We start from the raw sequence: 24888 nt of genomic DNA on the forward strand, positions 1-24888 counted from the left end.
ACTTTTAGTCGTTTTACCTATGCGTGACGCCTGTTTTGAGATTTATTTAATTTGGAGTTATTACATGCAAAACATTAATTTATGGCAGCTTGATGAGCTTGACTCAGCAAAAAGGCAATCTCTATTAATGCGAACAGAGGCTGACTTGAGTCTTTATATAGATCAAGTTAGGCCCATTATTGAAAGGGTGAAGAAAGAGGGTGATTTGGCTCTCATTGAGTATACAAAAAAGTTTGATGGTGCCAGTTTAAGTCTAGAGACAATTCAAGTGACAGAACAAGAGTTTCTTGATGCCCAAGCTCAGGTCGATGAGGATACATTAGCCGCAATCAAATATGCCTCAAACAACATACGTCAATATCATGAGGCGCAAAAACCTCAAGAAATGGTGATGCAAGAAGTTCGAAGTGGTAGTTATGTTGGTGAAAAGTATTTGGCGATTCCTTCTGTCGCTTGTTACGTGCCAAGAGGTAAGGGGTCTTTTCCATCCGTACTCATGATGAATGCCATTCCGGCGGTTGTGGCTGGGGTTGAGCAAGTGGTTATTTTAACACCACCTGGGCCTGACGGACGTGTTGATGCTGCAACTTTGGTCGCTGCAAAAGAAAATGGCATCAATCAGGTATATAAATGCGGTGGGGCACAGGCGGTGGCAGCGGTAGCGTATGGTACGGATACATTACCAAAATGCAGCAAGATAGTCGGACCGGGTAGTCCATGGATGATAGCAGCAAAGCAAGAGCTCGCTAGCCTGATTGACCCAGGTATTCCAGCGGGTCCATCGGAATCTATCGTGTTTGCAGATGATAGTGTTGATGGCGCACTGGCTGCTATGGATTTATTGATTGAGGCAGAACACGGGCCAGATTCCTCTGCCTATTTAGTGACAACCTCATCTAGAGTGGCGCAAGAAGCATTATCAGCTATTCCTCAGCATTGGTTAGCTATGAGTGAGCTTAGGGTTGAATACTCAAAGACAGTGCTAACAGGTCCTATGGGGGGCATAATTCTCGCTGACAATATTGAGCAGGCTTTTGATTTTATTAATGACTACGCACCTGAGCATTTACAAATTCTAAGTCAAGATGCATGGAAATACTTGGGTAAGATTCGTAATGCAGGTGAGGTTTTATTAGGTCAACACTCACCAAGCACTTTAGGTAACTTTGTTTTAGGCTGTAATGCTGTTTTACCCACTTCAGGGGCGGCAGCCACTGTATCGCCATTATCTGTGATGGATTTTATGAAGTTCATGTCCGTGGCGTATGTGACTCAATGTGGTTATCCAGAAATGGCAAAACATGCGCACGTCTTGGCTAGCTACGAAGGTTTTGATGCTCACGCAAATGCGGTATCTGATAAGCGCAAGAGCTTAATAAAGTAAAGAAGTAAAAGTGCCATCAAAGCGGTGCTAGTCACCGCTTTTTTGTGTTTATTAAATATAAAGATAGGTGATTGGAGAGTGATAAGAATAACTGAAAACCCTATTTTACAGGCACAAAAAAGGGTAGATGGGAGAACATCTACCCAAAATGAGCAACTTGGGAAGCTGCTCATAAGGCTGGTGGGTGTAATTCAGCCTGTAAACTTATAAGAAACCATCACGTTTTAGATCTTGGGTTGTGGCTTCAATACTTTCTCTTAAGGTACTGACTAGGAAATCAACATTCTCTTTTGTAAGCGTCAGTGGTGGTGACAATACGTTCATATGCGCCAATGGACGGACAATCAAACCGCGAGCCTGACAATGGTCTGCAATTCGGTTACCCACAGCAGCATCAGGGTTGATTAACTCTTTGGTTTCTTTATTGGCAACATTCTCAATGCACATCATAAATTTACGACCGCGCACGTCCCCAACAATAGAAAGGTCACCCAGTGATTTAACTTGTTCTTCGAAATAAGCACCCATATCCATCACGTGCTCGCAAAGTTGTTCACGCTCCATGATCTCAATATTTTTGATTGCAGCCGCACAGCTAACCGGGTGGCCAGAGTAGGTATAACCATGGGTAAATAAGGCGCCGTCTTCTTGTGGCACACTGATAACATCGTAAATATCATCAGACATTATGGTGGCACCTAAAGGAAGGTAGCCAGAGGTTAAGCCTTTTGCGCAAGTGATGATGTCAGGTACTATCTCAAACTCATCATCAGATGCAAACATATGGCCTAAACGACCAAAGGCCGTAACCACTTCATCTGATACATAAAGAACGCCATATTTACGGCACACTTCTAAAGAGCGTTTGTGATAACCCTTAGGCGGTACGATAACACCACCAGCACCCATGATAGGTTCTGCAAAAAATGCAGCAACGTTATCTGGACCTAATTCAAGAATTTTATCTTCTAGCTCTTGAATCTTCTCATCGCAGAAGTCTTCGATACTTTGATCATTTGGACGACGATAGGGATTAGGGCATGAGATATGGTGTACAAGCTCTTCTTCAATATCAAAACCAATGTGGTCAAACTTGACGCCAGTAATCGACATGGCCATATAAGTACTACCATGGTAACCATCAATACGAGAGATGATTTTCTTCTTCGATTTTTTACCTAGCTGGTTAAAGTAGAAGTGGATAATACGAACCGCGGTATCGTTGGCAACAGAGCCGCCACAACCGTAAAAGACATGATTCAAGTTACCTGGCGCTAGTTCTGCAAGTTTGGCAGAAAGCTGTGCCGCAGGAACTGTCGTGTGATGACCGAATGAAGAATAGTAAGGAATATTCATGATTTGATCAGCAATGGCTTGTGCCATTTCTTCGCGTGCATAACCTATGTTGACGCACCACAGTCCGCCAATACCATCTAGGTAGCGTTTACCTTCACCATCCACTACATGCACATTATCGCTGTCAGCGAGGATCATAGAGCCTTGCTCTTTGAAGGTTGAAAAGTCAGTCCAAGGGTGAACATAGTGATCTTTATCTTGTTGCCACACTTGCTTCATATTGATGTTTTTTGTATTGGACATTTTCGAGATTACTCCTCAATGAAAATTATTATTCTTTTTTCTGATCTCTCTAAGGTAGGCATTTGTTAGGTATAAATAAAATATTAAAAATTTTACTTAAATATTAAAAAAACCTATGCAAAGAATGACTGTAATTAAGAATCTAAAAAGTCCTGACTAACTAAGTGCGCTTTAAAAGTATAGGAGATCTTGAAGGTGGAAGAAGTACATTGGTGAGAGCAAAGTGAGCGTAAAAAAACAGAAAAACCCGTAAACATTATGTTTACGGGTTTAGTATTAAAGTTCACTTAATACTTAGGTGAAGCTATTTTGGCTTGAGAATTTCATCAATGTCTGTGGCTTTGAAAAGGGGTTTACCCATGACCAGTTTCACCCAAAGAACACCAATGATGGTCACAAGGCCAAGTACCACACCCGCGGCACCAAATATTTGAGTACTTAACTCTGGTGCTGGTGAGGCATAATAAATGGCATAAAGCATTCCTAAAATACCAACAATCTGAGGGATAGGGTAAAAAGGTGTTTTATATGGTCTGTCGATACTTGGATAACGTTTGCGCAATACAAGAACGTTGATATGGGTGATGATATAAGCCAACAACCAGGCAATCGCAGCTGAGATAAGAAGTAAACCGATAGACTCAGGCTGATCTCTTAACAGCAGCATAGGAATACCTGTAATTAAAGCGACAAAGACAATAGCAACCCAAGGGGTTTTCTTTTCCTTTGTTAATGTTTTGAATTGAGGGAATGCCTGACCATTTTTTGCCATACCATAAAGCATTCTTGGTATTGCCGCTAATGAGGTATTCACCGTGCTACAAGTTGCTGTAATAGCAGCAATGGCTAAAAACATTAAACCAACATCACCAAATACTGCTTGGGCAAAGTCATAGTGAGGCAGTGTTGAATTAGCTAAATCATCAGCTGGGATATAAAGCAAAGCACCAAGGCAATATAGAGTGATAGTAATGAAAATAATGGTCACACCTATCATCATAGAGCGAGGTATATTTCTATTCGCATCTTTTGACTCTTCCACTAGCGGACAAACAAATTCTGCGCCAACAAAGCCCCAAATAGCTAATGCAGCTAGGGTAAGCACTTCTGCACCCAGTGGATTCCAGTTGGAGACCAAGTCTATGCTTTGATTGTGAGGTGCTGAGATTTCAGTTACAGCAGATAATCCAAGTACCAAGAGGACAACAACCATTACAAAGGCTAGCGTGGTTTGTAGCTTGGCGAAAACATCTAACCCCATTAAGTTTAAGAAGGTAAAGATGGCTAATAAACCAAAACCAACTGAGTATTGAGGGAAGATACCCGGATAAATTTTCTCAATGATGAAGTCGACCAATAAGAGTTCGGCAGATAGAGCGAACATGGCAACGACGACGTAACCAGAGAAAACCGCTAAAATAGCTGGGAAATGGCCAATAGCAGCTTCGGTATAAGTACTTAAGCTTCCTGCTCTTGGGATCATTAAGGATAGTTCTGAAAAAGACATGATATAGGTAATTGCAAGCAAGTAGGCAATGGCTAAAGGTATTATGAAACCTAAACCAGCAATGCCCGCGCCCTGTAGCATGAGTACCATCACGCCTTGAGACACTACTAAACCAATAGCGACCGCTAACAGCGAACCTAAACCTAATATTTTATTAAAGCCAGTTGGCTTTGATGTATCTGTTTTAGCCTGATCGGCATTACCATAGGTGGTGGGGTTTGACATCTTTCGCTCCAAAGAGAGTATTTATTGTTATTTGACTCGGCTATTAAAATTTAAAGCCTGTTGTTCACTTACTTGTTAACGAATTAGGCTCTTCTTACTATTTTTTGAATCCTTATCAAAGATGACATGTCATTGTTTAATCTTAGTGGATTAGCGCTAAAGAGTGCTTTGTATCAGTTTTTGCTGATAAATTAAGAGTACGTAGTCTTTCTTTATTATTAAAATATTAAAAATCACTTTGCTGCATAAATATTTTTTATCCAAATAATCTGCTCTTTACCAGCCAATTTATTCGTTAAAATCTAATAGAAAGTTAAAAGGCCCCTAGGTTAGACATAAAAAAAGCCAATAGAGGCGAGTCTATTGGCTTCAACTTTTTATGTGACAGCTTATAAAAGCAATTGAGTCCAGACTTTATCAACTAACTTTTGTGCGACAGGAGAGCATGCCTGGGTAAATTTGACTCTTACTTCAGGAAATATCTCTGGCGAATTATTCGGTTTGTGTTTGGCGTTTCTTGCATTAATGATGAAGCCTGATGAGTGGCCATAATAATTGTATTGGGTTGTCGCATTGGCCTCTTGGCTAATCCAGTTAATAAAGGTTTTAGCATTTTCTGTATTGCGTGAACCTTTAGGAACCACTAAAGCATCTAGCCAACCAATCAAACCCTCAAGTGGTTGAGCATAAATAATGGGGGCCTTGTTATCTTTTCTAGCTCGCATTGTGTCTCCATCCCACCAAGAGTGCATGGCGACTTCTCCGCCTGCTAGGCGAGAGCTGATATTGTCTGAGCTATAAACCGCCACGTAAGGCTTTTGCTTTTTAAGTAGCTGATAAACACGCTTCATTTCATTACTGTCTTCACTACAAAAATCGATTCCTAGATAAGCTTGTGCTGCTGGAATGATTTCATCAGGCGTACTAAAAGCAGCAATTTTTCCCTTCAAACTTTCTTCTGGTTCAAAAAACTCTTTCCAAGAGTTGCCAGGACCTGAGTATTCATTGGTATTAAATGCAAAGCTTGCTGTGCCATAAGCAAAGGCGATGGAGTACTCATCATTTGGGTCCCACCATTGGCCTTTCCATCTTGGGTCAAGGTTTTTAAATGCAGCAAGTGATTTAGCGTTAATGTTTTTAAGCAGATCTTCCTGAATCATAATTTTAACAAAGTGCTGGCTTGGCATAACCAAGTCATAATCACTTGAGCCGGATTTAAGTTTTGCTAACAAATCCTCATTAGAGGTGTAGCCATCTAAGGTGACTTGTATACCTGTCTCTTGCTCAAATTTTTCTATGAGACTTGGGTCAATGGACTCAGACCAAGTATAGATATTGAGCTTTTCAGCGGCGCTAACCGAGAACGAAAGGCTAAGGGCGGTAAGTCCTGCTAGGGTAGATTTTGCAAATTTCATAGTGCTTATCCTTTGTTATTGTTATCGAGGTTACTTATTGCGTTTAGATATCATCCAAGCTGGTGTTACCAGTAATAGGGAAACCAGCATGATGAGGGTGGAAATAGCATTTAACTCAGGTGAAACGCCTTGTTTTACCAGCGAGAAAATATAAACGGGTAGGGTTGTTGCGCCTCCACCTGACACTATGCTGCTGGTGATAAAATCATCCATTGAAATCACAAAACTAAGCATGGCGCCGGCAAAAATCCCGGGAAGAATTAAGGGTAAGGTAATGCGCTTAAAGGTAATCCAAGGGTTGGCATATAAATCTTGAGCTGCTTGCTCTAAATTGTTCGTCATACCTTGAAGGCGAGCGCGAATGGGTAAAAATGCAAAGGGGATGCAAAAACAAGCGTGAGCAAGGATTAACTTGGTTAATCCATCTTGTAAGCCAAGTTGAGAGAAAAGAATCAGTATGGCGACCGCAAAGACGATTTCTGGCAGCATTAAGGGTAAATTGATCACTGTCTCAGACAGTTTTACATGTTTAACCTCTTTACCACGAGATAGAACCAATGCGGCCGCGGTAGCAACACTGGTCGCAATAATAGTTGCTATGGTGGCAACGGTTAATGAGACCTGTACTGCATTCATTAAACCTTCATTTTGCAAAGCGCTGAGATACCATTTAAATGAAAATCCTTGCCACACAGAGACGATTTTATTGCTATTAAATGAGTAGGTGATTACGACTAAAATGGGTAAATACAAAAAGAGAAAGAAGGCGACACTGATTAGGCCAAAACCAGGATAGTGTTTCACATCTTTATTTTTTGCGGTGATAAAACGCATAAGTGCATTTTGATTATTTGAATGGCTCATACAGCACTCCCTTCAACAATAGGGCGAGAGCTTTTTCTGGCATTCCACATAAGAAAAAGCATGACTATGATAAGTAACACCACAGCAAGGCTGGCTCCAAATGACCAGTTTCTAGCAATGCTGAATTGGTTTTGAATCAAGTTCCCCATCATCATGGTTTTGCCGCCGCCGAGTAACATGGGCTCGAGTACCGTGCCTAAACATGGAACAAAAACAAGAATAAAACCTGCCACTATGCCGGGTTTGCATAAGGGCAAAATGATTTTAGTTAAGGTACTTAAACGAGTGGAGTAGAGGTCACTGGCTGCTTCTGTAAGGCGAGCATCAAGTTTTTCGATACTGGCATAAATAGGCAAAATCATCAGTGGGATATAACTGTAAACCATGCCAACTAACATGGCGTTATTGTTATACAGAAGGCTATCCATACCTGAGGTGAGGCCTAAGAAAGTTAGGCTAGACTCTAAAACACCATCATTGCTTAAAATCAAAACCCAAGCATAAACGCGAATCACCATGCTGACCCAAAACGGTAAGGTAATCAGGTAAAGCAGTAGGGCCTTGGTACTGTTTGATTGTCTTGATATGAAGTAGGCAACTGGAAAGCTGATTAATAGGCAAATAATTGCGGTGGCTGATGCTAAAAGTAAAGTGCGAGCAATAATAATCAGATATTGAAAGTTAAGGTTTAAATTATCATCCCAGTCATAGGTAAAGAGTATTTGCTGGTATGACTCTAAGGAAAAAATAGCTTCGTATCCGCCATAGGGATCTGAAGTCATCATAGAGACATAAAAAATGATGCCTAGAGGAATGATCATTAAAAAAAACATCACCAAATAGGCTGGCATTAGGCCAATTAGATTCCAAGACAATCTAAGGTTAAAAGGCTTGTTGATTGAGGCATTCTGCTTATGAGCGTTATTGATGATCTGGTTCATTGTGTTAATACCCTTACTGATGATTGTAAGAAGCCAATTTTGACCATTTCATTAATGCCGTAGCTTATGTTGTTGCTGATGTGATTTCGTTTAGATACTTTGAGGTTCTGCCCTTGTTCTGTGTGCACTGTATAATGGGTGTAACCACCCATATAAGTACGTTGGGTAATCCTGCCTTCTAGATTGATGTCTAGCCCATCACTGTTTATAGAAATTTTCTCAGGTCTTAAAGAAAGGGTGGCATGACAGGATTGGTTTTCAATTAAAGCGTTGAAACCCGCTTGTGTACTAGGGTCTAGTTCAAGGTCAACACCTAATGGCGTTTTAACCTTTAGGGGTTGATCCTTTCCTTTGTTAATCACATCAACATTTAAAAAGTTGGTTTCGCCTATAAAATCTGCAACAAATTTATTCGCCGGGTTTTCATAGATCTCAGCTGGTGTGCTTAATTGTTGAATATCACCATTTGCTAAAATGCAGATACGATCCGACATCGCCAGTGCTTCTTCTTGATCATGGGTGACAAAAATAAAAGTAATGCCGGTGTTACGCTGTAGTTGCTGTAATTCATCCCGCATTGCTTGGCGAAGTTTGAGATCCAATGCTGAAAGAGGCTCATCGAGTAACAGTACTTTCGGTTCTGGTGCCAAAGTGCGGGCAAGCGCAATACGTTGTTGCTGACCGCCGGATAACGCCGATGGCATGCGCTTGGCAAACTGCGTCATATGCACAAGGTTTAGCATCTCATCAACACGGGCTTGAATTCTGTCTTTACCCCAGCCGATCATTTCAAGGCCAAAGGCGATATTTTGCTCAAGGCTCATATGAGGGAATAAGGCATAGTTTTGAAAAACGGTATTGACTCGTCGCTTGTGTGCTGCAAGAGACTGAATGTCATCCCCATGGAGCTGGATGACACCAGCATTGGGTGTTTCAAAGCCAGCAATCATTCTCAGGAGAGTTGTTTTACCGCAACCACTTGGGCCTAAAAGGGTAAAAAACTCATTATCTTTAATCTCTAGTGAAATATTGTTGAGGGCTTGATAAGAGCCATACGACTTTGAGATGTTATTTATTTTTATTGCAATGCTCATTGTGCGTCTCTTCTTTAAAATGAATGTGTCTATGCGCTAGGGCTAATTCTCGATAAATGACTCTTTAATGGCTGATGAATGTAAATGTGTATTTAGTTTGTTTTTCCCTAGTTAGCTTGCTGTAAACTCTGTATTAGCCTTTTTAAAAAAAGGTCACACTGAGCTAGTTGGCAGGCTTCAATGTACTCATCTGGTTTATGGCCTTGGTCCATGCTGCCTGGCCCACAAACGACAGTGGGGATATTTAGTTCTTGGCTAAATAAACCGCCTTCTGTACCAAAGTTGATGTTGGCTTTTTCCTGAGATTGAGCGAGATTTCTGACGTAGCTAACGACATCTTCGGTTTCTGATGTACTTAATCCTGGATATTGGGTGATTAACTCAATTTGGATATCACAGGCTTCACTAATCTCTCTCATTTCAGTGATGAGCTGGTTAGCATAAGTTTTGAATTCTTCGAATAGCTGGAAAGGGTCTTCTTTGGCTATATTGCGCATTTCAAAGGTAAAATCACAAAAATTAGGAACGATATTGAGGGCTTGGCCACCCTGCACAACACCTGTATGTATCGTGCTATATGGAATGTCATAGTTGGAATCAAACGGGCCTGCCAACTTTCTTTGGATAGCCGCTTGTTCTAACCAATGAATCAATCTAGCTGCATAGTTAATGGCGTTGACTCCCATTGGCGCCATGCCTGAATGGCATTCTTTACCGATAACTTTTACAGTCGCCGCTATTTTGCCTTTATGACTGGTTACAACCTGCATGGAGGTGGGTTCGCCAATAATGCAAATTGCAGGTTTTATTGTTTGCTCTTTGAGGTTTTCGATCAGCTTTCTGACCCCGACACAGCCAACTTCTTCATCATAGGAAAACGCGAGGTGAATAGGAGTGTGTAGTTCATTTGCTTGTATTTGTGGCACACTAGCCAGCACTGCTGCCACAAAGCCTTTCATATCACTGGTACCACGACCATAGTAACGATCGTTTAACTTGCTCAATTTATAAGGAGGTTGTGTCCAGTTTTGGCCAGTAACAGGTACTGTGTCTGTATGGCCGGATAGCATGACGCCAGCTTTGTCTTGAGGACCTAAGGTTGCATATAAATTGGCTTTGGTTTTTTCTTGGTTGTAAACCAAGCGACTTTCTACACTGTGCTCAGAAAGAAAAGATTGCACATAGTGCATGAGGGCAAGGTTAGATTCACTGCTGGTGGTATCAAAAGCAATTAGCTTGCTTAAAATCTGTGTGGTGAGGGTATCTGTCATCATCTTGCCTTTAAATTTGGTTGCAGTGTTTGGAATCAAAGCTCGGTTTTTACTTACTTGTTAAAAACTGATTGAGATCATTCTCTAAGTGATAACTTGAGGATATGTCGTAATTTAAAGGCAATAAAATATTATAAAGTTGTTAACTGTATTAAAAAAATGAATCCAATTGGCATATTGTTTATGTTTTTAGAATGCTTAAGTTTTTTAAATATCCAATTGAAAATAAAAATTTTTTCTTGTCTTTAGTGAAAGAAGTTGATGGAAAGGTATGAATTACCCTAAAACCTTGGATTGAAACCAATAAAAAACCAGTGGCCAGCACTGGTTTTTAGATATCAAATGAGAGTTTATTCGTCCCCTGGGACTCCGTATGATTCGGCGTTAGCTGGATCTTTGGCGCGTGTGATATAGGCTTGCATTTGCGGCTCGTATGCTTGCCATAAAGACTCAAGCTCTTGTAGTGGATCATCATGCCAGTCCACCCTTAAATCTATGATAGGCCATTCAGGGTCTGAACACACTTTTAAGCCAATAGATTGTATTGGCCCCATCTCACCACCAGCCTCAAGACCAGCTCTTAATGCAAGCAGTAAACGATCAGCAAGTTTACCCTTACTTAATTCGAATGCATTTACCATAGCTTGAGGTACTTGATCGTTTGCTAATAAGTTGCCCATAGCAATAACATTTTTGCCCTTGGCAAGATTATGAATGCCCAATGCTTGCTCGCCACTGAAAGTTGCACTGTCTCCATTAGCTGCAAGTATGCCTAATTGACGCCACTCAATACTGGCTTCTTCTTGCTTAAGTTGCTCTAACACAGATTGGGTATCTGGGTAGCTGCTATCTTCTAATAATGTGAGAGCACGCGGTCCTAAATCAGGGTTAGTAATGTTTTGCGTTAGCGCAACACCCACTTTGGATTTAACGAAATGACAGCGGCTGGCAACGCAGATACTAGACGAGGTGATAATACTGCCAAGCATACCTGTATCAGGGCAAACTCCAGCAACAGAGAAGGTCATTATGCTTCTCCTTTTTCTGGTTGCCAATCGTCTGGAATCACTGCAATAACATCAATTTCCATTAACCATTGGGCTTGAGCTAGGGCTTGAACCACTAAACCAGTTGAAATAGGGTAAACACCTTTAAACCATTTACCTGTTTCCTTGTAGACATCTTCACGGAATCTTGGGTCTGTTATGTAGGTTGTTGTTTTGACAACATGGCTAATATGAGAGCCAGATTCTTCTAGTAACTGATTCACATTTTTCATAGCTTGTTTTGCTTGAGCACCTGGGTCACCCAAACCGACTAGATTACCTTCAAAGTCCGTGCCGACTTGCCCGCGCACATAAACTGTATTGCCTGCACGTACTGCTTGGCAGAGGTCATTGTCCAAACTTTGGTTGGGATAAGTTTCTTTGGTATTGAACATACGAATTCGAGTATGTGTCGGTGTAGTGTTAGACATGAAAGCTCCTTACGCTTTGTCGCATTCTGAAAACCATACAAGGGCTAAAAACAGCCGTTAACGCGTTTTTAATGCAGCATAAGAAAGCCCTTTAGATAAATAAAATACTATTAACTTTTAACTTGTATAAGAAAAAATAATGCAGTGAGAGTGATGTTAAAAAATAATAATAGAGAAGCTTTTTTTTGCTGGAAAACAGACAGGGCTTTTAAAAAATATGTGCCATACTTAGCTCACTTTTTATTCAATTAGGATGAATGATGGAAAGTTTCCCCGATAGCTCTTGGCATGATTACCTTGCAAAAGTTAAAACTAAACCTCACCGAAAAATTCTGGAAAAAGTTGTCGAGCTACTCCCTAAGGATATCTTGTGTGCAGTAGAGTGCGGTTGTGGTGTTGGAAATAATAGCCAATTTTTAATTGATAATGGACTTAATATACATGCCTTCGATAAAGATCCTAATGCAGTTAATTTATGTCGCATGCGGTTTATTAACGAATCAAATTTTGCCATCTGCTTAAGTGATTTAGATACCTATATCTATCCTTCTAATGGTCTGGTAATTGCTGATTCAAGTTTCTTTGTATGTAACCCTAAGCGCTTTGAGATTTGCTGGCATAACTTAGCGCGCTCAATACAGTTAGGCGGTTTGTTTTGTGGTGACTTTTTAGGTCTTAATGACTCGTATGCCAAACACGACCCAGACAATGTTCTGGCTTTAAGTGAGGCTGATATTAGACGTTACTTTTCATCTTTTGAAATAATTGATTGGCATGAAAGAAACCGTTCTGGCGTTAATTTTCAAGGGGAAGAAATTAATCGTCATAGTCACACCTTATTAGCGCGTAAACTCCAATAATTGCACCTCATTACTTTTCATATTAGTTTTGCTAATGCATAAAATTAATTCTGCTTAGTTAAGACTTAATTTTTAAGACTTCAACTTTTAGCTTAATCGGTGTCAGATTTGCTAAAACAGAGAAAAATTACAAATTAAGTATAAAATCACCTAGGCCTTATTAACCTAAGGTTACTTAAGTTATGGTATTGTAACTGTGTGACCAATATTTTTACCTAAACGTAATGGAGTGTAATATCTTTTTGGATATTACTTTTACAATTTAAAAAATTGGATGGATTAAATTTTCTAATAAGGTAAGTGTATTATGTTTGTAAATCTTAGCTTTAAAGCGAAACTAAGTATTCTTCTTATCAGTGCTATCAGTGGATTTATTATTGTCACTTTAGTGGCGTTAAATGGATTAAATATCCAAACAGAATCTTCCAACCGCTTACAAACCTTATCTGGAATTGAAAGTAATTTAGATTCACTCGAAATCGCAATGATGAAAGAGTACGAGGCGATGTTTGAGGTTAATGATGATAACTTTCAAGTTTATGTTGATCAGATAAATATGGATAAGATTGATCTTCTTCTTGGCCTTGAAGAAGACATTTTAATCATAGAATCCCCAGAAGGTCAGTCTCATTTAGAAGCAACTATGGTGAGTTTAACTAACTTCTCCGATGCACTTGGGTATGTGGTGCTACAAAGACAGCGTTTAGGCTTTAGTGGCCAAACTGGGCTTAAGGGAGAAATTGCGGGTTTAGGTGACAAGGTACTTGAAGATGTGGGCAAGCTGAGTTTGGTGAAACGCTCATTTCTACCTGTTCGTGAAGCTGAGAAAAACTATGTATTCGAAACCACCCAAAATAACCTTGATACCTTTATGGCGAAGTTTAACGAGTTCCATAAAAGGGTTCAGAACTTTGGTTTAGAAGACAGGTTTGGTGAAAGCATCAATGCTTACTTAGTTTCCGTTGAAAAGCTCACAAAAGAAACCTTGAAAACCAGTGCCGCTGAAGAAGACTTTAAGCAGCAACGAGCTGAGTTTGATGTGAAACGTGACAATGCATCTGAATATTTAGCGAGTATGACCAGAAACGCGACTGAATTTGCTAAGAAAAGCTCGCAACAAGCAAGTCTTACCTTAATTGCAGTCAGTGTCATAGTGGCACTTTTTGCTGGTGTCTTAATGGCATTCATAGGAAAGAGCGTCAATCGCTCACTTAACCAGATTATTCGCGACCTAATCAAGGTGCAGGAAGGGGATTTGAGTGCTAGGTTAGCAATCAATGCTAAACGCAATGATGAGTTTGATGCCCTGTGTAATTCGGTTAATGCCATGACTAATGGGTTAGGTTCAGTAATAGGTGATGTCGTTCAAACCACAGAAGAGGTTAATGGCATGGTAAGTGAACTTAACCTTGCTGTTACTGATATTGCTGATAGTAATAAATCGGTTAACACACAAACGAACTCCTTAGCAGCAGCAACAGATCAAATTTCTGCAACTATTTCGAATATTGCCACTACGACAAGCACTTTAAGTGTTCAATCGAAAGATACCTTTGAATCTGCTAAAAATGGCGCTGAAACCATTAAAGATGCGCTTGATAATTTATCCATGACAGTTGGGTTTGTTAATAAAACCAGTGATCAACTGAATGATTTAGGTAAACTGTCTAAAGACATTGATGGTGTAATTTCTATGATTAATGATTTGGCTAATCAGACTAATTTACTCGCTTTGAATGCGGCGATTGAAGCGGCAAGAGCTGGGGAGGCAGGTCGTGGTTTCTCTGTTGTCGCTGATGAGGTTCGTTCATTGGCAGAAAAAACTGTTGAAGCAACGTCAAGTATCACTGCCATAGTAAGTACGATTCAAACCTCGACGAATAATGCCATAACAACCATGAAGGATGGTCAAGAGAACTTAAAGGCCATAGAAACCTCTGGTGAGAAGGCCGCACAAGCGATGAGAGAGATTGAAGTAAATGCTCAAACAGGGGCTGATTCTGCTCATAATATGGCCATCTCAATTCAGGAAGTTTCCAAAACCTCTCAACATATGAGCGAGGAAATGGATGCCATTGCACAGCAATTGCAGAAAGACACGGATTCCATTTCAACGATCGCTGATAGTACTAACCAAATAAACTCCTTAGTTGATCACCTAGATACTAAAACCCGTGTATTCACAACAGTGTGATGTTGCTTAGCATTTAAACTAACTCTTCTAGAATACGCTTTAAAAGGAAGGTCTCTCTGACAATAGAGAGGCCTTTTTTTGGGCTTGAAGCCATAGTTTCTTCATTATGAGCAATGGCCGCATGAATATTCATCCAAACTGGGTGCATGCCATTTTGAATTTCATGATGTTCTAGTTCAGGTGTATCAAGTTCTTCATCAATGTCACAGACATAACAAAATGATTGCATCTGCATTATGTCTATATCTTCCTTATACCAAGGCCTATATTCTTCATAACAACCAAACTCTTGGATATTACGAACATTTTTAGCGCCTGTTTCTTCTCTTAGTTCTCGTATTAAGCCTTGAATATTATCTTCACCTTCATCAATGCCACCACCTGGTAAACTATAGTCATGATAACGCTTGGTATAGAGCATGAGTATTTCGTCATTTCGAATAATAATGCCCCTTGTTGCACGTCGTAAAACTCGCTTGATAGAGGCATCTTGGAGCTTTTCAGGTGAAATATCAGGATGAAGTGTAGAAGCTAATAAACGCATGTAAGCACTCAATAATAACTAGTAAAAATAGAAAGCGGGATTATAAGTGCGACCTATCATTTTTAACACTCTTTTATAATAGTGCTTAAGGAAGTCTTTAATACACTTACTATTGGTTAGCTTGAAAATCGGCTAATGTCATTTTCTCTGTATGTGTCGCATCGTCAGCACAACATTCATCCTGCAAAAAGCCAATAACATTCTGCAACTGTTCGTACTGAGCAACACAATATAACACTCTGCCTTCACGCCTTTGATTAATAAGCCCAGCTGATGACAAGCTAGAAATATGATGAGAGAGGGTGGAACCTGGAATCCCTAAAGATTCCTGTAAGCTGCCTACGGCAACGCCTTGAACCCCAGCTCTGACAACGGTTTTAAAGACTCTAAGCCGAGTTGGATGGCCTAATTCTTTTAAGGCTTTGGCAATAATTTCTATGTCCACAATGGCATCCCTGTTAAAAGTTATTTCGATAATAATCGAAATAATTTGTTTTATCTAATTTATTTCTTTATATTTCGACAAATCCAGGAATATAGAAATTAATAGATAAAATGATAGTGAGATGATTATGTTAGGTATTGATATGAGTATGGTGACAGAAACTCTGAATATGTTCGTGTTTTTAGCGGTGGAATTAACCTTGTTGTTCCTACTGATAAGCTATCTTGTCGGGGTGTTACAGCATTATATTCCCCCTGCTAAAATTCAAAGCATTTTGAGTACAAAGAAAGGTAAAGGTTATATCGTTGCTGGCTTTTTAGGTGCCATTACACCGTTTTGTTCTTGCTCTACCATCCCTTTTTTAAAAGGCTTGTTACGTGCAAAAGCCGGTTTTGGCACCATGATGGTTTTTCTATTTGCTAGCCCTTTGTTAAATCCAATCATTATTGGGCTATTTGCCGTGACTTTTGGTATTCAGGTAACTTTGTTTTATTTCGCGATTGCACTTGGTGTCTCAATTATGGCGGGAATCCTGCTTGAAGCATTAGGATTTGAAAAGTATGTGAAACAAGAAGCTTATGCAGAGCCTGTTAGTAAAGGTTGTTCTGGCAACTCAAAGGGACAAGCTAAGCAAGGCACACCATGGTTTGCAATTTGGCAATCAAGCTGGAAAGACTTTAAAAAGTATTGCCTTATCTGATAGGGGGGATCGCGTTAGGCTCTATGATTTATGGCTTTATGCCAACAGACCTTGTTGCTCGGTTCGCCAATGATAATAATCCTTTTGCCATTCCAGTCGCTGCTATTATCGGTATTCCTTTATATATCCGTGCTGAAGCTGTCATCCCTCTTAGTGCGGCATTAGCCGCTAAAGGTATGGGATTAGGAGCTGTCATGGCGTTAATTATTGGCAGCGCTGGGGCGAGTCTTACTGAAATTATTTTGCTTAAATCAATTTTCAAAAATAAAATGATTTATGCTTTCCTAGCTGTCATTTTAACTATGGCAATGGGAGCGGGCTTTTTATATAGCCTTATCTTTTAATGGTCTGAATACATTGTTCTTCTAAGATAGCCAAATGGATTTAGCGAGTGAAATAGCTCTGCTAAATCCTCAGTATTTTTATAATTCTCAAAGGTTAGATTGATTTTATTGTTTGATTATTTATAAATGATCCAACGTATCTAAATGACACCGTAGGGAATTATTCATGTTAAAAGGAAAAATCAAAGACCTATTAGGCACCGAGCTTCCAATTATTCAAGCACCAATGGCCGGAGCACAAGACAGTGCTTTGACTATTGCAGTCTCTGAGGCTGGAGGTTTAGGGTCTTTGCCTTGTGGCATGTTAAGTATCGATAAGATGGTGTCAGAAATTCAGCTAATAAAAGCGGCGACAAGTAAACCTTATAACTTAAATTTCTTTTGTCATCAGATGCCTGATTATGAACAAGAAAAGCATGATGTTTGGCAAAAAACCTTAGCTAAGTATTTTAGTGAACTCGGTATCGAGTGTAAAAACAGCCCAAACAGTGCCACCAGAATGCCTTTTAATCACGATGTTGCTGATGCCATAGAAGCTTTTAATCCGGAATTTATTAGTTTTCATTTTGGTTTACCTGATGATGACCTGCTCGCTCGAATTAAAGGCTGGGGGACACGCATAGTCTCTACGGCAACAACAGTAAAAGAAGCTTTGTGGTTGGAGGCAAAAGGCGTTGATGGCATTATTGCTCAAGGGGTTGAGGCTGGTGGTCATAGGGGAATGTTTTTAACCAAGGACATAAGTACTCAAATTGGCACCTTTGCTTTGCTTCCTCAAATTGTTAAGAAAGTAGACCTTCCTGTCATTGCCACAGGGGGGATTACAGATGCAGAAGGCGTTAAGGCGTCTTTGTTGCTAGGTGCTGATGCCGCCCAAATCGGAACCGCCTATTTATTAGCGGATGAAACCAAAATATCCGAGCTTCACCGTAATGCACTTAAAAGTAATGCAGCTGAACATACCGCATTAACTAATATTTTTTCAGGGAGGCCAGCGCGAGGTATTGTAAATAGAGTAATGGCCGATCTTGAAAATATGTGTGACCAAGCGCCAGACTTTCCTCATGCTGCTATTGAAATCACCCAGTTACGTAATAAAGCTGAAAGCCTTGGTGATGCCGGATTTTCTCCCTTATGGTGTGGTCAAAATGTCTCAGGTTGTTTATCCGCTTCAGCAAAAAGTATTACTCAAGAATTGGCTGGCAAGGTTTAAAAATAGTGACATTGCCTTTTCTTTCACCAGAAAGGGCAATGAAACTAACCAGCTTTTAAGGCGTCTATACTTATATCAAATAATTTAAATTCCTTAATGTCATTAAGAATAGGTATTAGATATAGGTAGGTTTTTATGGCGACTCTGAACAAAAAATGGCTGCTTTTTATCTTCATCACTTTATTACTCACTTTTCCTATGGCTCAAGCCAGCTTCTTTGAGCAATGGCCCAAAACCGACTTCACCAAGAGTAGTGTAAATTTAGAAGAGGTGATGTTTGGTGGACCGGGTAAAGACGGTATTCCTGCAATTGATTCACCTAAATTTGTTTCTCTCGATGAGGCAGCAACAAAATTAAATGACACTGATCCCATTATTGGTGTGGTAATAAAAGGAGAAGCGAAAGCCTATCCTTTGAGGGTGTTAATTTGGCATGAAATCGTTAACGATGTTATTGCCGATGTACCTGTTGCTGTTACTTATTGTCCTCTTTGTAATACTTCAATTGTGTTTGATCGCAGGATTGGGCAGAAGGTCTTAGATTTTGGAACAACAGGAAACTTAAGGCATTCCGATTTAATTATGTACGATAGGCAAACACAGAGTTGGTGGCAGCAATATGAAGGTAGTGCCATAGTGGGCGACTTAGTTGGTACAAACCTTAGAGTGTTGGCTTCAAGGCTTGAATCTTTTGCTGATTTTAAAAAAAGAGCACCAAATGGTGTGGTGTTAGTGCCAAATAATCCAGCGTTTAGAGATTATAATCGAAACCCTTATGTTGGCTATGACAGCTCTGCACTCCCTTTTTTATTTAAAGGAAAATTGCCCAAAAACTTAACGCCAATGATGAGGGTGATTGCGGTAGATGGTTTAGCTGTCAGTCTACCATTACTATCTCAACAGCAGAATGTTAAGCAGGGCGACTTACTGTTTAGTTGGCATAAGGGGCAAAGTTCAGTTCTTGATACTTCTGATATTGGCCAGGGGCGAGATGTTGGCAATGTGTTAGTCACGCGTAATGGAGAAGATGTCCCTTATATAGTGACATTTGCGTTTGCCTACTTTGCTTTTAACCCAGATGGAAAGCTTTTTACAAAGCAAGGTGAAATGGCTGTTTATTAATTTTAATCGCTGTTTTTCTTCTGGACTCAGTTAAACTTGTTTGTTGGTGAGTATCTGGCACCTTAAAAAATCACCTTATCAAGAAACTAAGGGTTTTATATAAGCTATTGATTTATATGAATTAAATTTCTTTTTATGTAATGGGATGTTATTTTTACAGCGTCTTAAGCAAGGCAAAATTACAGACTTCAATCTTGAGCTGAAATACAGCTTAAGAACCCTAGTGATTAAGGAACACACCTAATGAAGTCTTATAAAATTATTTTTGCAGCAATTATTCTTACCCTTTCTGGCATTGCGAGTGCTATCAACTTTTTTGCCACTAGCAATTATTATCAAGGTAATTACCAGAATATGGACCCAACCTACGGCGGTATTTGTATTGGTGGCGATATATGTGGATTAGAAAATACCTTATTTATTGTTTACCCTCAAAATACTTACTTGTCAGTTGCTGAGGTGACGGCTCATGATGATGTTGGCAGTAAAACAAAGGCCCGCCTTCAGTTATGGGTTGATGGCGTATTTCAAGAAGATATGGATGTGAAAAAAGCAGGCTCTACACTTCGTTTTTACATCAACAAAACAGTGAAAGGTAATATTGAGTTTCGCTCTGTTGGGGAAAGTGACGGTAAAACAGATGAGACAGTCATTGAATCTGTTTTAACTTTTTAATTAGTGAAAAGGGTACAAGTATATTTCTTGTACCCTTTATATTTACTCCCCTTTAACCAAAAAACATTAAAGCGTGGCTTAAAACCTTTCTTCTAAATCCAGTGATTCTTGTGTTTGGCAGTTATAAATGACGGGCATCTTGCCTTCCCAATAGTCAAAAAGGTAATCTTCTCTAGTTAAACGTGCCATAAAGTTAGCAACATTAATTCGGCTTGTTGTGCCCGGATCAAAGATTGCACTTCGTTCTGGAGAGGCATGCAAAGTGTAGTTCGAAATGTCCTTTTCATTTATTAGTGTATCTGGCCTTACGATGACCCATTTTAATTGATAGTCGTTTTTAATTTCGCACCTTAGATAGTTTGCCGCTCTTTCATTATCTAGGTGGGGTGGAACAAGGCATCGAATTATCGCTAAAGCCATCTTCTGAGATTTTGAAATGGGCTCTGCTAAATCTAAGTTTTGGCTACCAGAGCTGCTCATTAAAATAATTCTAAGGGGTTTTCTTCTTGTTAGGGTTTTCCTTATAAGGCGTTCTAGCTGGCAAATTTGCATTATGCTGTCTCGAACTAGCATTCTTGGCTGCCCATAGATTCCTTTAAAGGTTAAGTTATGGCCTAAACAAGAGGCGATACACTCAACTCTCGCTAAGATCTTAATCAGCTTAGCTTCACTAAGTGTTAATACTGTCCCTTGAATTTGCTCAAGGTTAGGATGGGGTGGTAAATTTGGGCTTCTAACTAAAGCGATGACACTTTGGTTACTGGATAATAAATCCTTAACAATTAGTTGGCCGGTTGCCCCTGTCGCTCCTAATACAAGAACCGCCATATTATTTTTCTCCCGTTTGAAAACTAAAAAAACATTATAAGTATTCAATATAAGGCAGAAAATACGCTTAATTTCATAGTATCTATTCATAAATGAATACCAAAAGCCGATATACTGCTAAAATTCTATTTAACAATGTATAGATAAAGTCGTTAAGGTGTTTCAGTATGGAATGGCAACAAAATCAGTTTGATTGGAATCATGCTCGAGCATTCATGATAGTCGCTGATGAGGGTTCTTTGTCAGCTGCTGGAAGAGTGATGGGAGTAAGCCAGCCAACATTGGGTCGGCAAATCTCTTTGTTTGAAGCAAAGTTAAACCTAGTGCTATTTGAGCGAGTTGGCAGAGGGTTGGAGTTAACGCAGGCAGGCTTAAGGTTATATGAACACGTAAAGCAAATGTCTCATGCGGCAGATCAGTTTTCCCTAGTGGCTTTGGGACAGAGTAACGACCTTCAAGGTACGGTTGGTTTGTCTTTGTCACAACTTGATGCATTTTTTAAGTTTCCCGAACTTTGGCCTAAATTCCAAGAAATAGCCCCTAAAGTACGAATTGATCTTGATGTGAATAATCAAATTAGTGACCTTAAACGCCGACAATCAGATATTGCTATCCGTTATAAAAGGCCAGAAGAAGCGGATTTGATTATCAAAAAACTGGGTGAAGAAAGGGTGTTTCTTTATGGGCATAAGGATTACGTAGCAAGCTTTGAAGACAAGCAGCCACATGAAATTAACAATTTGCGTATATTAGGTTTTGACCAGACTGAGCAATTAAAAGATTATTTTGCTAGTTGTGGTATGACAATCAAGGAAGAGCAAATTGTTTTTTTGACTCATAATCAGCTAGTGCAATGGCAGTTGCTTAAGCAAGGCAATGCATTGGCTCTTTTACCGGACCATATTGCAGCAAGAGACCCTAATCTAGTACCTGCTTTTTCGTCTCTTTGTAAACCTATGAGTTTTGATATATGGCTAGTTTGTCATGGTGAATTGCATACTAACCCAAGAGTAAGGTTAGTTTTTGATTTTCTCGTTGATCACTTTATGAAATCCAGTGCTACTTGAATAAACTAACTTGGCCATAAGAAAAGTAACTAGGGAGAAGCTCATGCCTGAATTAATTTCTTTGATAGAAGAAGTGCGAGCCTGCACCTTATGTTCTGAACATTTAGAGCATGGTGTAAGGCCTGTTGTACAGCTTCATGAAAAGGCTAGAATTCTTATTGTAGGACAAGCCCCGGGTCGTAAAGTACATGAATCTGGCGTGCCATTTGATGATGCAAGTGGTGATAGATTAAGAGATTGGTTAGGGATAGATAAAGCGACTTTCTATGATGAAGCTCAAATTGCTATTCTTCCAATGGGGTTTTGCTATCCAGGGTCCCATAAAGGAAAAGGTAAATCGGGAGATCTTGCTCCAAGGCCTGAATGCGCGAAAGCTTGGCGTAAAGCGTTATTGTCTAAACTTGAGCGTATTGAGCTCACCTTGGTAATAGGGCAGTATGCTCAAGCTTATCATCTTGGAAAACGATTAAATGTGACTGAGACAGTGAAAGCGTGGCAAGACTATTGGCCTGATTGCGTGCCTCTGCCACATCCTAGTCCGAGAAATAATATCTGGATGGCAAAAAATCCTTGGTTCTCAGAAAACCTATTGCCTAAATTAAAATTGGAAGTGGCTCGTATTCTACCCTCTTGAAACGTGAGTCTCTTGTGAATAAAAAATTATTCGTATTTAGTTTTTTACTACATGCTTCAAAGTGATGCCTTGCTTGATACTTTACCAATTACCTTAGCAGAGTAGGCTAATTAGAGGTGAATTGATCTTTGGCTCTCAAGGCAATTATCTAGGCTTTTTTTGTCTGAATGTATTTGTTGTGAATTCTGAGCATGTCTATAAAAACTTTCTCCTGACGGTTTTTGTAAACTATTTTCATCCAACGGTTTTAGTTTTTTACGCTTGATTTGCCCTAGTTAAGCATAGGGTAAGCTGGATTCAGTTTTTCTAAAAACGCTAAAAACAGTGTCAGATTAATAAGTTGTTTGTAAGTTTTTTGTGTTTTTTGCTAAGCTTGCTCTGGTTGCTTGCATCTTTTTTGAACATTTCAATGTTTAGCCTTAAGTAAACTTTATTTATCATTATGTTTGTTTAAGTGAGTATGCAGCACTACTTTTAAATAGGTCTGGATGAAATCCTAGTGCAATAATATCGGGAAGTAATTATGCAAAAGCCTTATCAAATTACCTTTACCATAATGCTCGCTTTAGCTCTGAGTGGTTGTGCAACCATTATGGGCTTTATTTTCGAAGATAAAAAAGTAGAAATGTTTGCTGCTGAAACAGATCCAATAAAAATTCAAGAATATCTTGAGTGGTCAGTTAATCGGCTCAATGAAGAAGATGAAGATAGTCCCGATCTATTGGCTAGGTTGATGCCTATTGCTGTTACGCAAGCTAATAATATTGATCTTTTTGACGTTAAGCCTAGTTTGTATAGTGCACTAACAGACAGTCTTGTAAATATCGCCAAAGATGGTGTGCAGACGACTGATCAAGAAGAGTGGGAAGAAGACGGGTTTCCTTATGATGTCACGATAGATTATTTAAGGGCTTCTGCTGCTTACAATTTGGGAAAACTTGATGGCGATACGATAGCATCTCAACTTCTAGTGATATTACGCAAAGTAGATTCACCAGGGGTGCAAACTGTCGTCATTAAATCTATGTTGGATAGAGTAAACAGCTATCGTGTTAGCCCCGAAATACAAGCACAAGCTGTGACGGCCTTATCCAGTGTTGATGTGGCAAATTTAGCAGAAGATACACCATTGAGTCAGCTTGTTTACGCACTAGAAAATGAGCTTGTTACGCTTGCTATAATCAACCGAGTTTTAGCAAAAAAAGATATCTATCAATTATCGGTGCGTAATTTAAATTACATCTTAGATGTGAATGAAGGTTTGTTTATTCATCACTTAGACAACCCTGGTAGTATTAATAAATCTGAATTGATTAAAAACTCTCGTTTACTCAGTTCTTTAGTGTTACCAAGGCAAGCCCAATATGATGGTGTTTTACCTAAGTTCACTAGTATTCAATTAAGAGCTCAAAGATTACTTTTGCAATATGTTCCAGGGCTTTATTACTACAGCATGTATGAAAATGCGCCTATTAGTGATTATAGTTTGGGCCAATTGATGGCGAGTCTGGCGTTTTTAGATAGACATGATGACTATGCGACAAAGGCAAAAGGAAAATTGGTCGCAAAAGGGGATGATGAACATTTATTCTTTAATCATCATCAGGTTATGAACGCAGAAATCTATGCAACAACTAAGCTACGAGCGAAAGAATTAGTTTTTACTAGTTTGCAAAAAAGGGTAGAAACACGTCCTTATGCATACATAGATTTTATCTATTCATTTTTATATCTAAATTACCCTGATGAGTTTGCCGCCTATTTAATCAAAGCCGTTGATGTCAAATATAGGAATGCGAACCTTGATCAGCTCCAGCATTACTATGGATTACGTTTATCAAAAGATTCAGCAGTAACGGCCAAGCACAAAGCGCAAATAGTAGACAAAATTTCCGCTAAACAGTTATCAAGAAGCTTGGCTTACAATGATAGTGAGTTTAAGCGTTATACAGATAAAGTTATGCCTGTTTTTGTGGCAAACCAGCCTTTAGCCTTATTAAAAGGTCTGACTTCTCGTAATCAGAATGTGAAAAAACAAGCAGGTATTTCACATCTTGTTAATTACTATATTTCGGCACTTGAGAAGCAAGCGATAGTTAATCGAAAAACATATTTAGCGCCAGCAGGACGAATCATCGCGCTAAGAAAAGAGTCGGATACTAAAAAAATATTTGGCAGCTTAATGGCATTACCTTTATCCGAAACCAGTAGTATGTTCGAGCAATATGCGTTTTCTGATTCTCGTACCAGCTTAGCAAGTGATTATTTATTCTTAGGTAATTATCTTACTAAACATAAAACGGGCTTAACGCCAAATTATGCGAGCCGATATGCCAAGTTATTTAGCTCAGGCGTTAGGCAAGCTAAAAGTGAAGATGCCTCTTTGCATGCTGGGCAACAAGGGATTGCGAATCTAAGTTCGGATGCAGATCTACAACAAATTAAAGCGGCGTTATCGGGTCGTTTTAAGAAAATCAGTTTTTAA

General features: G+C 39.4%; 23 protein-coding genes. 11 read left to right on the forward strand and 12 right to left on the reverse strand.

Going from position 1 to position 24888, the window contains the following annotated elements:
- Positions 1-64 precede the first annotated feature (64 nt).
- On the forward strand, positions 65-1384 hold the full coding sequence (gene hisD / locus OA91_RS02410; RefSeq protein ID WP_063337004.1) for a histidinol dehydrogenase: 1320 nt from the start codon (positions 65-67) through the stop codon (positions 1382-1384).
- A gap of 204 nt (positions 1385-1588) precedes the next feature.
- Here the strand turns inward: hisD and OA91_RS02415 are convergent, their stop codons facing one another.
- The 9 genes from OA91_RS02415 to OA91_RS02455 form a co-directional block, all read right to left on the reverse strand.
- Complete coding sequence (locus tag OA91_RS02415; protein ID WP_063337005.1) at positions 1589-2983, reverse strand: aminotransferase; 1395 nt, start codon at positions 2981-2983, stop codon at positions 1589-1591.
- Between the two features lie 304 nt (positions 2984-3287).
- Positions 3288-4715, reverse strand: a complete 1428-nt coding sequence (locus tag OA91_RS02420; RefSeq protein WP_063337006.1) for an APC family permease — start codon at positions 4713-4715, stop codon at positions 3288-3290.
- Positions 4716-5104: 389 nt separating this feature from the next.
- Positions 5105-6130 carry an extracellular solute-binding protein gene (locus OA91_RS02425; RefSeq protein ID WP_063337007.1) on the reverse strand — a complete coding sequence of 342 codons (1026 nt, stop codon included), beginning with the start codon at positions 6128-6130 and terminating at the stop codon, positions 5105-5107.
- Positions 6131-6160: 30 nt separating this feature from the next.
- Positions 6161-6994 carry an ABC transporter permease gene (locus OA91_RS02430; protein WP_231870295.1) on the reverse strand — a complete coding sequence of 278 codons (834 nt, stop codon included), beginning with the start codon at positions 6992-6994 and terminating at the stop codon, positions 6161-6163.
- Positions 6991-7935 (reverse strand): ABC transporter permease, encoded by a 945-nt coding sequence (locus OA91_RS02435; RefSeq protein WP_082827753.1) that lies wholly within the window; start codon positions 7933-7935, stop codon positions 6991-6993. The genes OA91_RS02430 and OA91_RS02435 overlap by 4 nt, the downstream gene beginning before the upstream one ends.
- On the reverse strand, positions 7932-9029 hold the full coding sequence (locus OA91_RS02440; RefSeq protein WP_063337008.1) for an ABC transporter ATP-binding protein: 1098 nt from the start codon (positions 9027-9029) through the stop codon (positions 7932-7934). Before OA91_RS02440 ends, OA91_RS02435 begins: the two co-directional genes overlap by 4 nt.
- Before the next feature lie 107 nt (positions 9030-9136).
- Positions 9137-10300, reverse strand: coding sequence for an acetylornithine deacetylase (gene argE, locus OA91_RS02445; protein WP_063337009.1), 1164 nt, complete (start codon positions 10298-10300; stop codon positions 9137-9139).
- Between the two features lie 350 nt (positions 10301-10650).
- Positions 10651-11328 carry a DUF1028 domain-containing protein gene (locus OA91_RS02450; protein WP_063337010.1) on the reverse strand — a complete coding sequence of 226 codons (678 nt, stop codon included), beginning with the start codon at positions 11326-11328 and terminating at the stop codon, positions 10651-10653.
- Complete coding sequence (locus OA91_RS02455) at positions 11328-11777, reverse strand: RidA family protein (RefSeq protein WP_046017183.1); 450 nt, start codon at positions 11775-11777, stop codon at positions 11328-11330. The genes OA91_RS02450 and OA91_RS02455 overlap by 1 nt, the downstream gene beginning before the upstream one ends.
- A 260-nt stretch (positions 11778-12037) precedes the next feature.
- On the opposite strand from OA91_RS02455, the gene OA91_RS02460 reads away from it, so the two are divergent.
- Together OA91_RS02460 and OA91_RS02465 are read left to right on the forward strand one after the other, a co-directional pair.
- Positions 12038-12637 (forward strand): methyltransferase domain-containing protein, encoded by a 600-nt coding sequence (locus tag OA91_RS02460; protein ID WP_063337011.1) that lies wholly within the window; start codon positions 12038-12040, stop codon positions 12635-12637.
- A gap of 307 nt (positions 12638-12944) precedes the next feature.
- Positions 12945-14831: a methyl-accepting chemotaxis protein gene (locus OA91_RS02465; protein ID WP_063337012.1), complete on the forward strand. Its 1887-nt coding sequence runs from the start codon at positions 12945-12947 to the stop codon at positions 14829-14831.
- Between the two features lie 13 nt (positions 14832-14844).
- On the opposite strand, the gene OA91_RS02470 is transcribed toward OA91_RS02465, so the two are convergent.
- Positions 14845-15375 carry an NUDIX hydrolase gene (locus OA91_RS02470; RefSeq protein ID WP_063337013.1) on the reverse strand — a complete coding sequence of 177 codons (531 nt, stop codon included), beginning with the start codon at positions 15373-15375 and terminating at the stop codon, positions 14845-14847.
- Positions 15376-15484: 109 nt separating this feature from the next.
- Positions 15485-15820: an ArsR/SmtB family transcription factor gene (locus OA91_RS02475; RefSeq protein WP_063337014.1), complete on the reverse strand. Its 336-nt coding sequence runs from the start codon at positions 15818-15820 to the stop codon at positions 15485-15487.
- 127 nt (positions 15821-15947) lie between these two features.
- Here OA91_RS02475 and OA91_RS24680 point away from each other — a divergent pair, with 127 nt between their 5' ends.
- The 5 genes from OA91_RS24680 to OA91_RS02495 all read left to right on the forward strand — a co-directional run bounded on the left by OA91_RS24680 (position 15948) and on the right by OA91_RS02495 (position 19874).
- Complete coding sequence (locus OA91_RS24680; RefSeq protein WP_269447893.1) at positions 15948-16520, forward strand: permease; 573 nt, start codon at positions 15948-15950, stop codon at positions 16518-16520.
- Positions 16508-16864, forward strand: coding sequence for a permease (locus OA91_RS24685; RefSeq protein ID WP_269447894.1), 357 nt, complete (start codon positions 16508-16510; stop codon positions 16862-16864). The genes OA91_RS24680 and OA91_RS24685 overlap by 13 nt, the downstream gene beginning before the upstream one ends.
- 166 nt (positions 16865-17030) lie before the next feature.
- On the forward strand, positions 17031-18077 hold the full coding sequence (locus OA91_RS02485) for an NAD(P)H-dependent flavin oxidoreductase (protein ID WP_063337015.1): 1047 nt from the start codon (positions 17031-17033) through the stop codon (positions 18075-18077).
- 135 nt (positions 18078-18212) lie between these two features.
- Positions 18213-19199, forward strand: coding sequence for a DUF3179 domain-containing protein (locus OA91_RS02490; protein WP_157203775.1), 987 nt, complete (start codon positions 18213-18215; stop codon positions 19197-19199).
- A 243-nt stretch (positions 19200-19442) separates the two neighbouring features.
- The gene (locus OA91_RS02495) at positions 19443-19874 is read left to right on the forward strand and encodes a hypothetical protein (protein ID WP_046017189.1); all 432 of its coding nucleotides are present in this window, start codon (positions 19443-19445) and stop codon (positions 19872-19874) included.
- Positions 19875-19952: 78 nt separating this feature from the next.
- Here the strand turns inward: OA91_RS02495 and OA91_RS02500 are convergent, their stop codons facing one another.
- Positions 19953-20702, reverse strand: coding sequence for an NAD(P)-dependent oxidoreductase (locus OA91_RS02500; RefSeq protein WP_063337016.1), 750 nt, complete (start codon positions 20700-20702; stop codon positions 19953-19955).
- A 167-nt stretch (positions 20703-20869) separates the two neighbouring features.
- On the opposite strand from OA91_RS02500, the gene OA91_RS02505 reads away from it, so the two are divergent.
- The 3 genes from OA91_RS02505 (at position 20870) to OA91_RS02515 (ending at position 24888) form a co-directional block, all read left to right on the forward strand.
- The gene (locus OA91_RS02505) at positions 20870-21769 is read left to right on the forward strand and encodes a LysR family transcriptional regulator (RefSeq protein WP_063337017.1); all 900 of its coding nucleotides are present in this window, start codon (positions 20870-20872) and stop codon (positions 21767-21769) included.
- 43 nt (positions 21770-21812) lie between these two features.
- Positions 21813-22403, forward strand: a complete 591-nt coding sequence (locus OA91_RS02510; protein WP_063337018.1) for a uracil-DNA glycosylase family protein — start codon at positions 21813-21815, stop codon at positions 22401-22403.
- Between the two features lie 523 nt (positions 22404-22926).
- Positions 22927-24888, forward strand: coding sequence for a hypothetical protein (locus OA91_RS02515; protein WP_063337019.1), 1962 nt, complete (start codon positions 22927-22929; stop codon positions 24886-24888).

It is taken from the genome of Marinomonas sp. SBI8L (assembly GCF_001624705.1).
Taxonomy (GTDB): Bacteria; Pseudomonadota; Gammaproteobacteria; order Pseudomonadales; family Marinomonadaceae; genus Marinomonas.

Coding starts and splice junctions, on each gene's coding strand:
- hisD (WP_063337004.1), top strand. CDS start 65: ATGCAAAACATTAATTTATGGCAGCTTGATGAGCTTGACTCAGCAAAA.
- OA91_RS02415 (WP_063337005.1), bottom strand. CDS start 2,983: ATGTCCAATACAAAAAACATCAATATGAAGCAAGTGTGGCAACAAGAT.
- OA91_RS02420 (WP_063337006.1), bottom strand. CDS start 4,715: ATGTCAAACCCCACCACCTATGGTAATGCCGATCAGGCTAAAACAGAT.
- OA91_RS02425 (WP_063337007.1), bottom strand. CDS start 6,130: ATGAAATTTGCAAAATCTACCCTAGCAGGACTTACCGCCCTTAGCCTT.
- OA91_RS02430 (WP_231870295.1), bottom strand. CDS start 6,994: ATGAGCCATTCAAATAATCAAAATGCACTTATGCGTTTTATCACCGCA.
- OA91_RS02435 (WP_082827753.1), bottom strand. CDS start 7,935: ATGAACCAGATCATCAATAACGCTCATAAGCAGAATGCCTCAATCAAC.
- OA91_RS02440 (WP_063337008.1), bottom strand. CDS start 9,029: ATGAGCATTGCAATAAAAATAAATAACATCTCAAAGTCGTATGGCTCT.
- argE (WP_063337009.1), bottom strand. CDS start 10,300: ATGACAGATACCCTCACCACACAGATTTTAAGCAAGCTAATTGCTTTT.
- OA91_RS02450 (WP_063337010.1), bottom strand. CDS start 11,328: ATGACCTTCTCTGTTGCTGGAGTTTGCCCTGATACAGGTATGCTTGGC.
- OA91_RS02455 (WP_046017183.1), bottom strand. CDS start 11,777: ATGTCTAACACTACACCGACACATACTCGAATTCGTATGTTCAATACC.
- OA91_RS02460 (WP_063337011.1), top strand. CDS start 12,038: ATGGAAAGTTTCCCCGATAGCTCTTGGCATGATTACCTTGCAAAAGTT.
- OA91_RS02465 (WP_063337012.1), top strand. CDS start 12,945: ATGTTTGTAAATCTTAGCTTTAAAGCGAAACTAAGTATTCTTCTTATC.
- OA91_RS02470 (WP_063337013.1), bottom strand. CDS start 15,375: ATGCGTTTATTAGCTTCTACACTTCATCCTGATATTTCACCTGAAAAG.
- OA91_RS24680 (WP_269447893.1), top strand. CDS start 15,948: ATGTTAGGTATTGATATGAGTATGGTGACAGAAACTCTGAATATGTTC.
- OA91_RS02485 (WP_063337015.1), top strand. CDS start 17,031: ATGTTAAAAGGAAAAATCAAAGACCTATTAGGCACCGAGCTTCCAATT.
- OA91_RS02490 (WP_157203775.1), top strand. CDS start 18,213: ATGGCGACTCTGAACAAAAAATGGCTGCTTTTTATCTTCATCACTTTA.
- OA91_RS02495 (WP_046017189.1), top strand. CDS start 19,443: ATGAAGTCTTATAAAATTATTTTTGCAGCAATTATTCTTACCCTTTCT.
- OA91_RS02500 (WP_063337016.1), bottom strand. CDS start 20,702: ATGGCGGTTCTTGTATTAGGAGCGACAGGGGCAACCGGCCAACTAATT.
- OA91_RS02505 (WP_063337017.1), top strand. CDS start 20,870: ATGGAATGGCAACAAAATCAGTTTGATTGGAATCATGCTCGAGCATTC.
- OA91_RS02510 (WP_063337018.1), top strand. CDS start 21,813: ATGCCTGAATTAATTTCTTTGATAGAAGAAGTGCGAGCCTGCACCTTA.
- OA91_RS02515 (WP_063337019.1), top strand. CDS start 22,927: ATGCAAAAGCCTTATCAAATTACCTTTACCATAATGCTCGCTTTAGCT.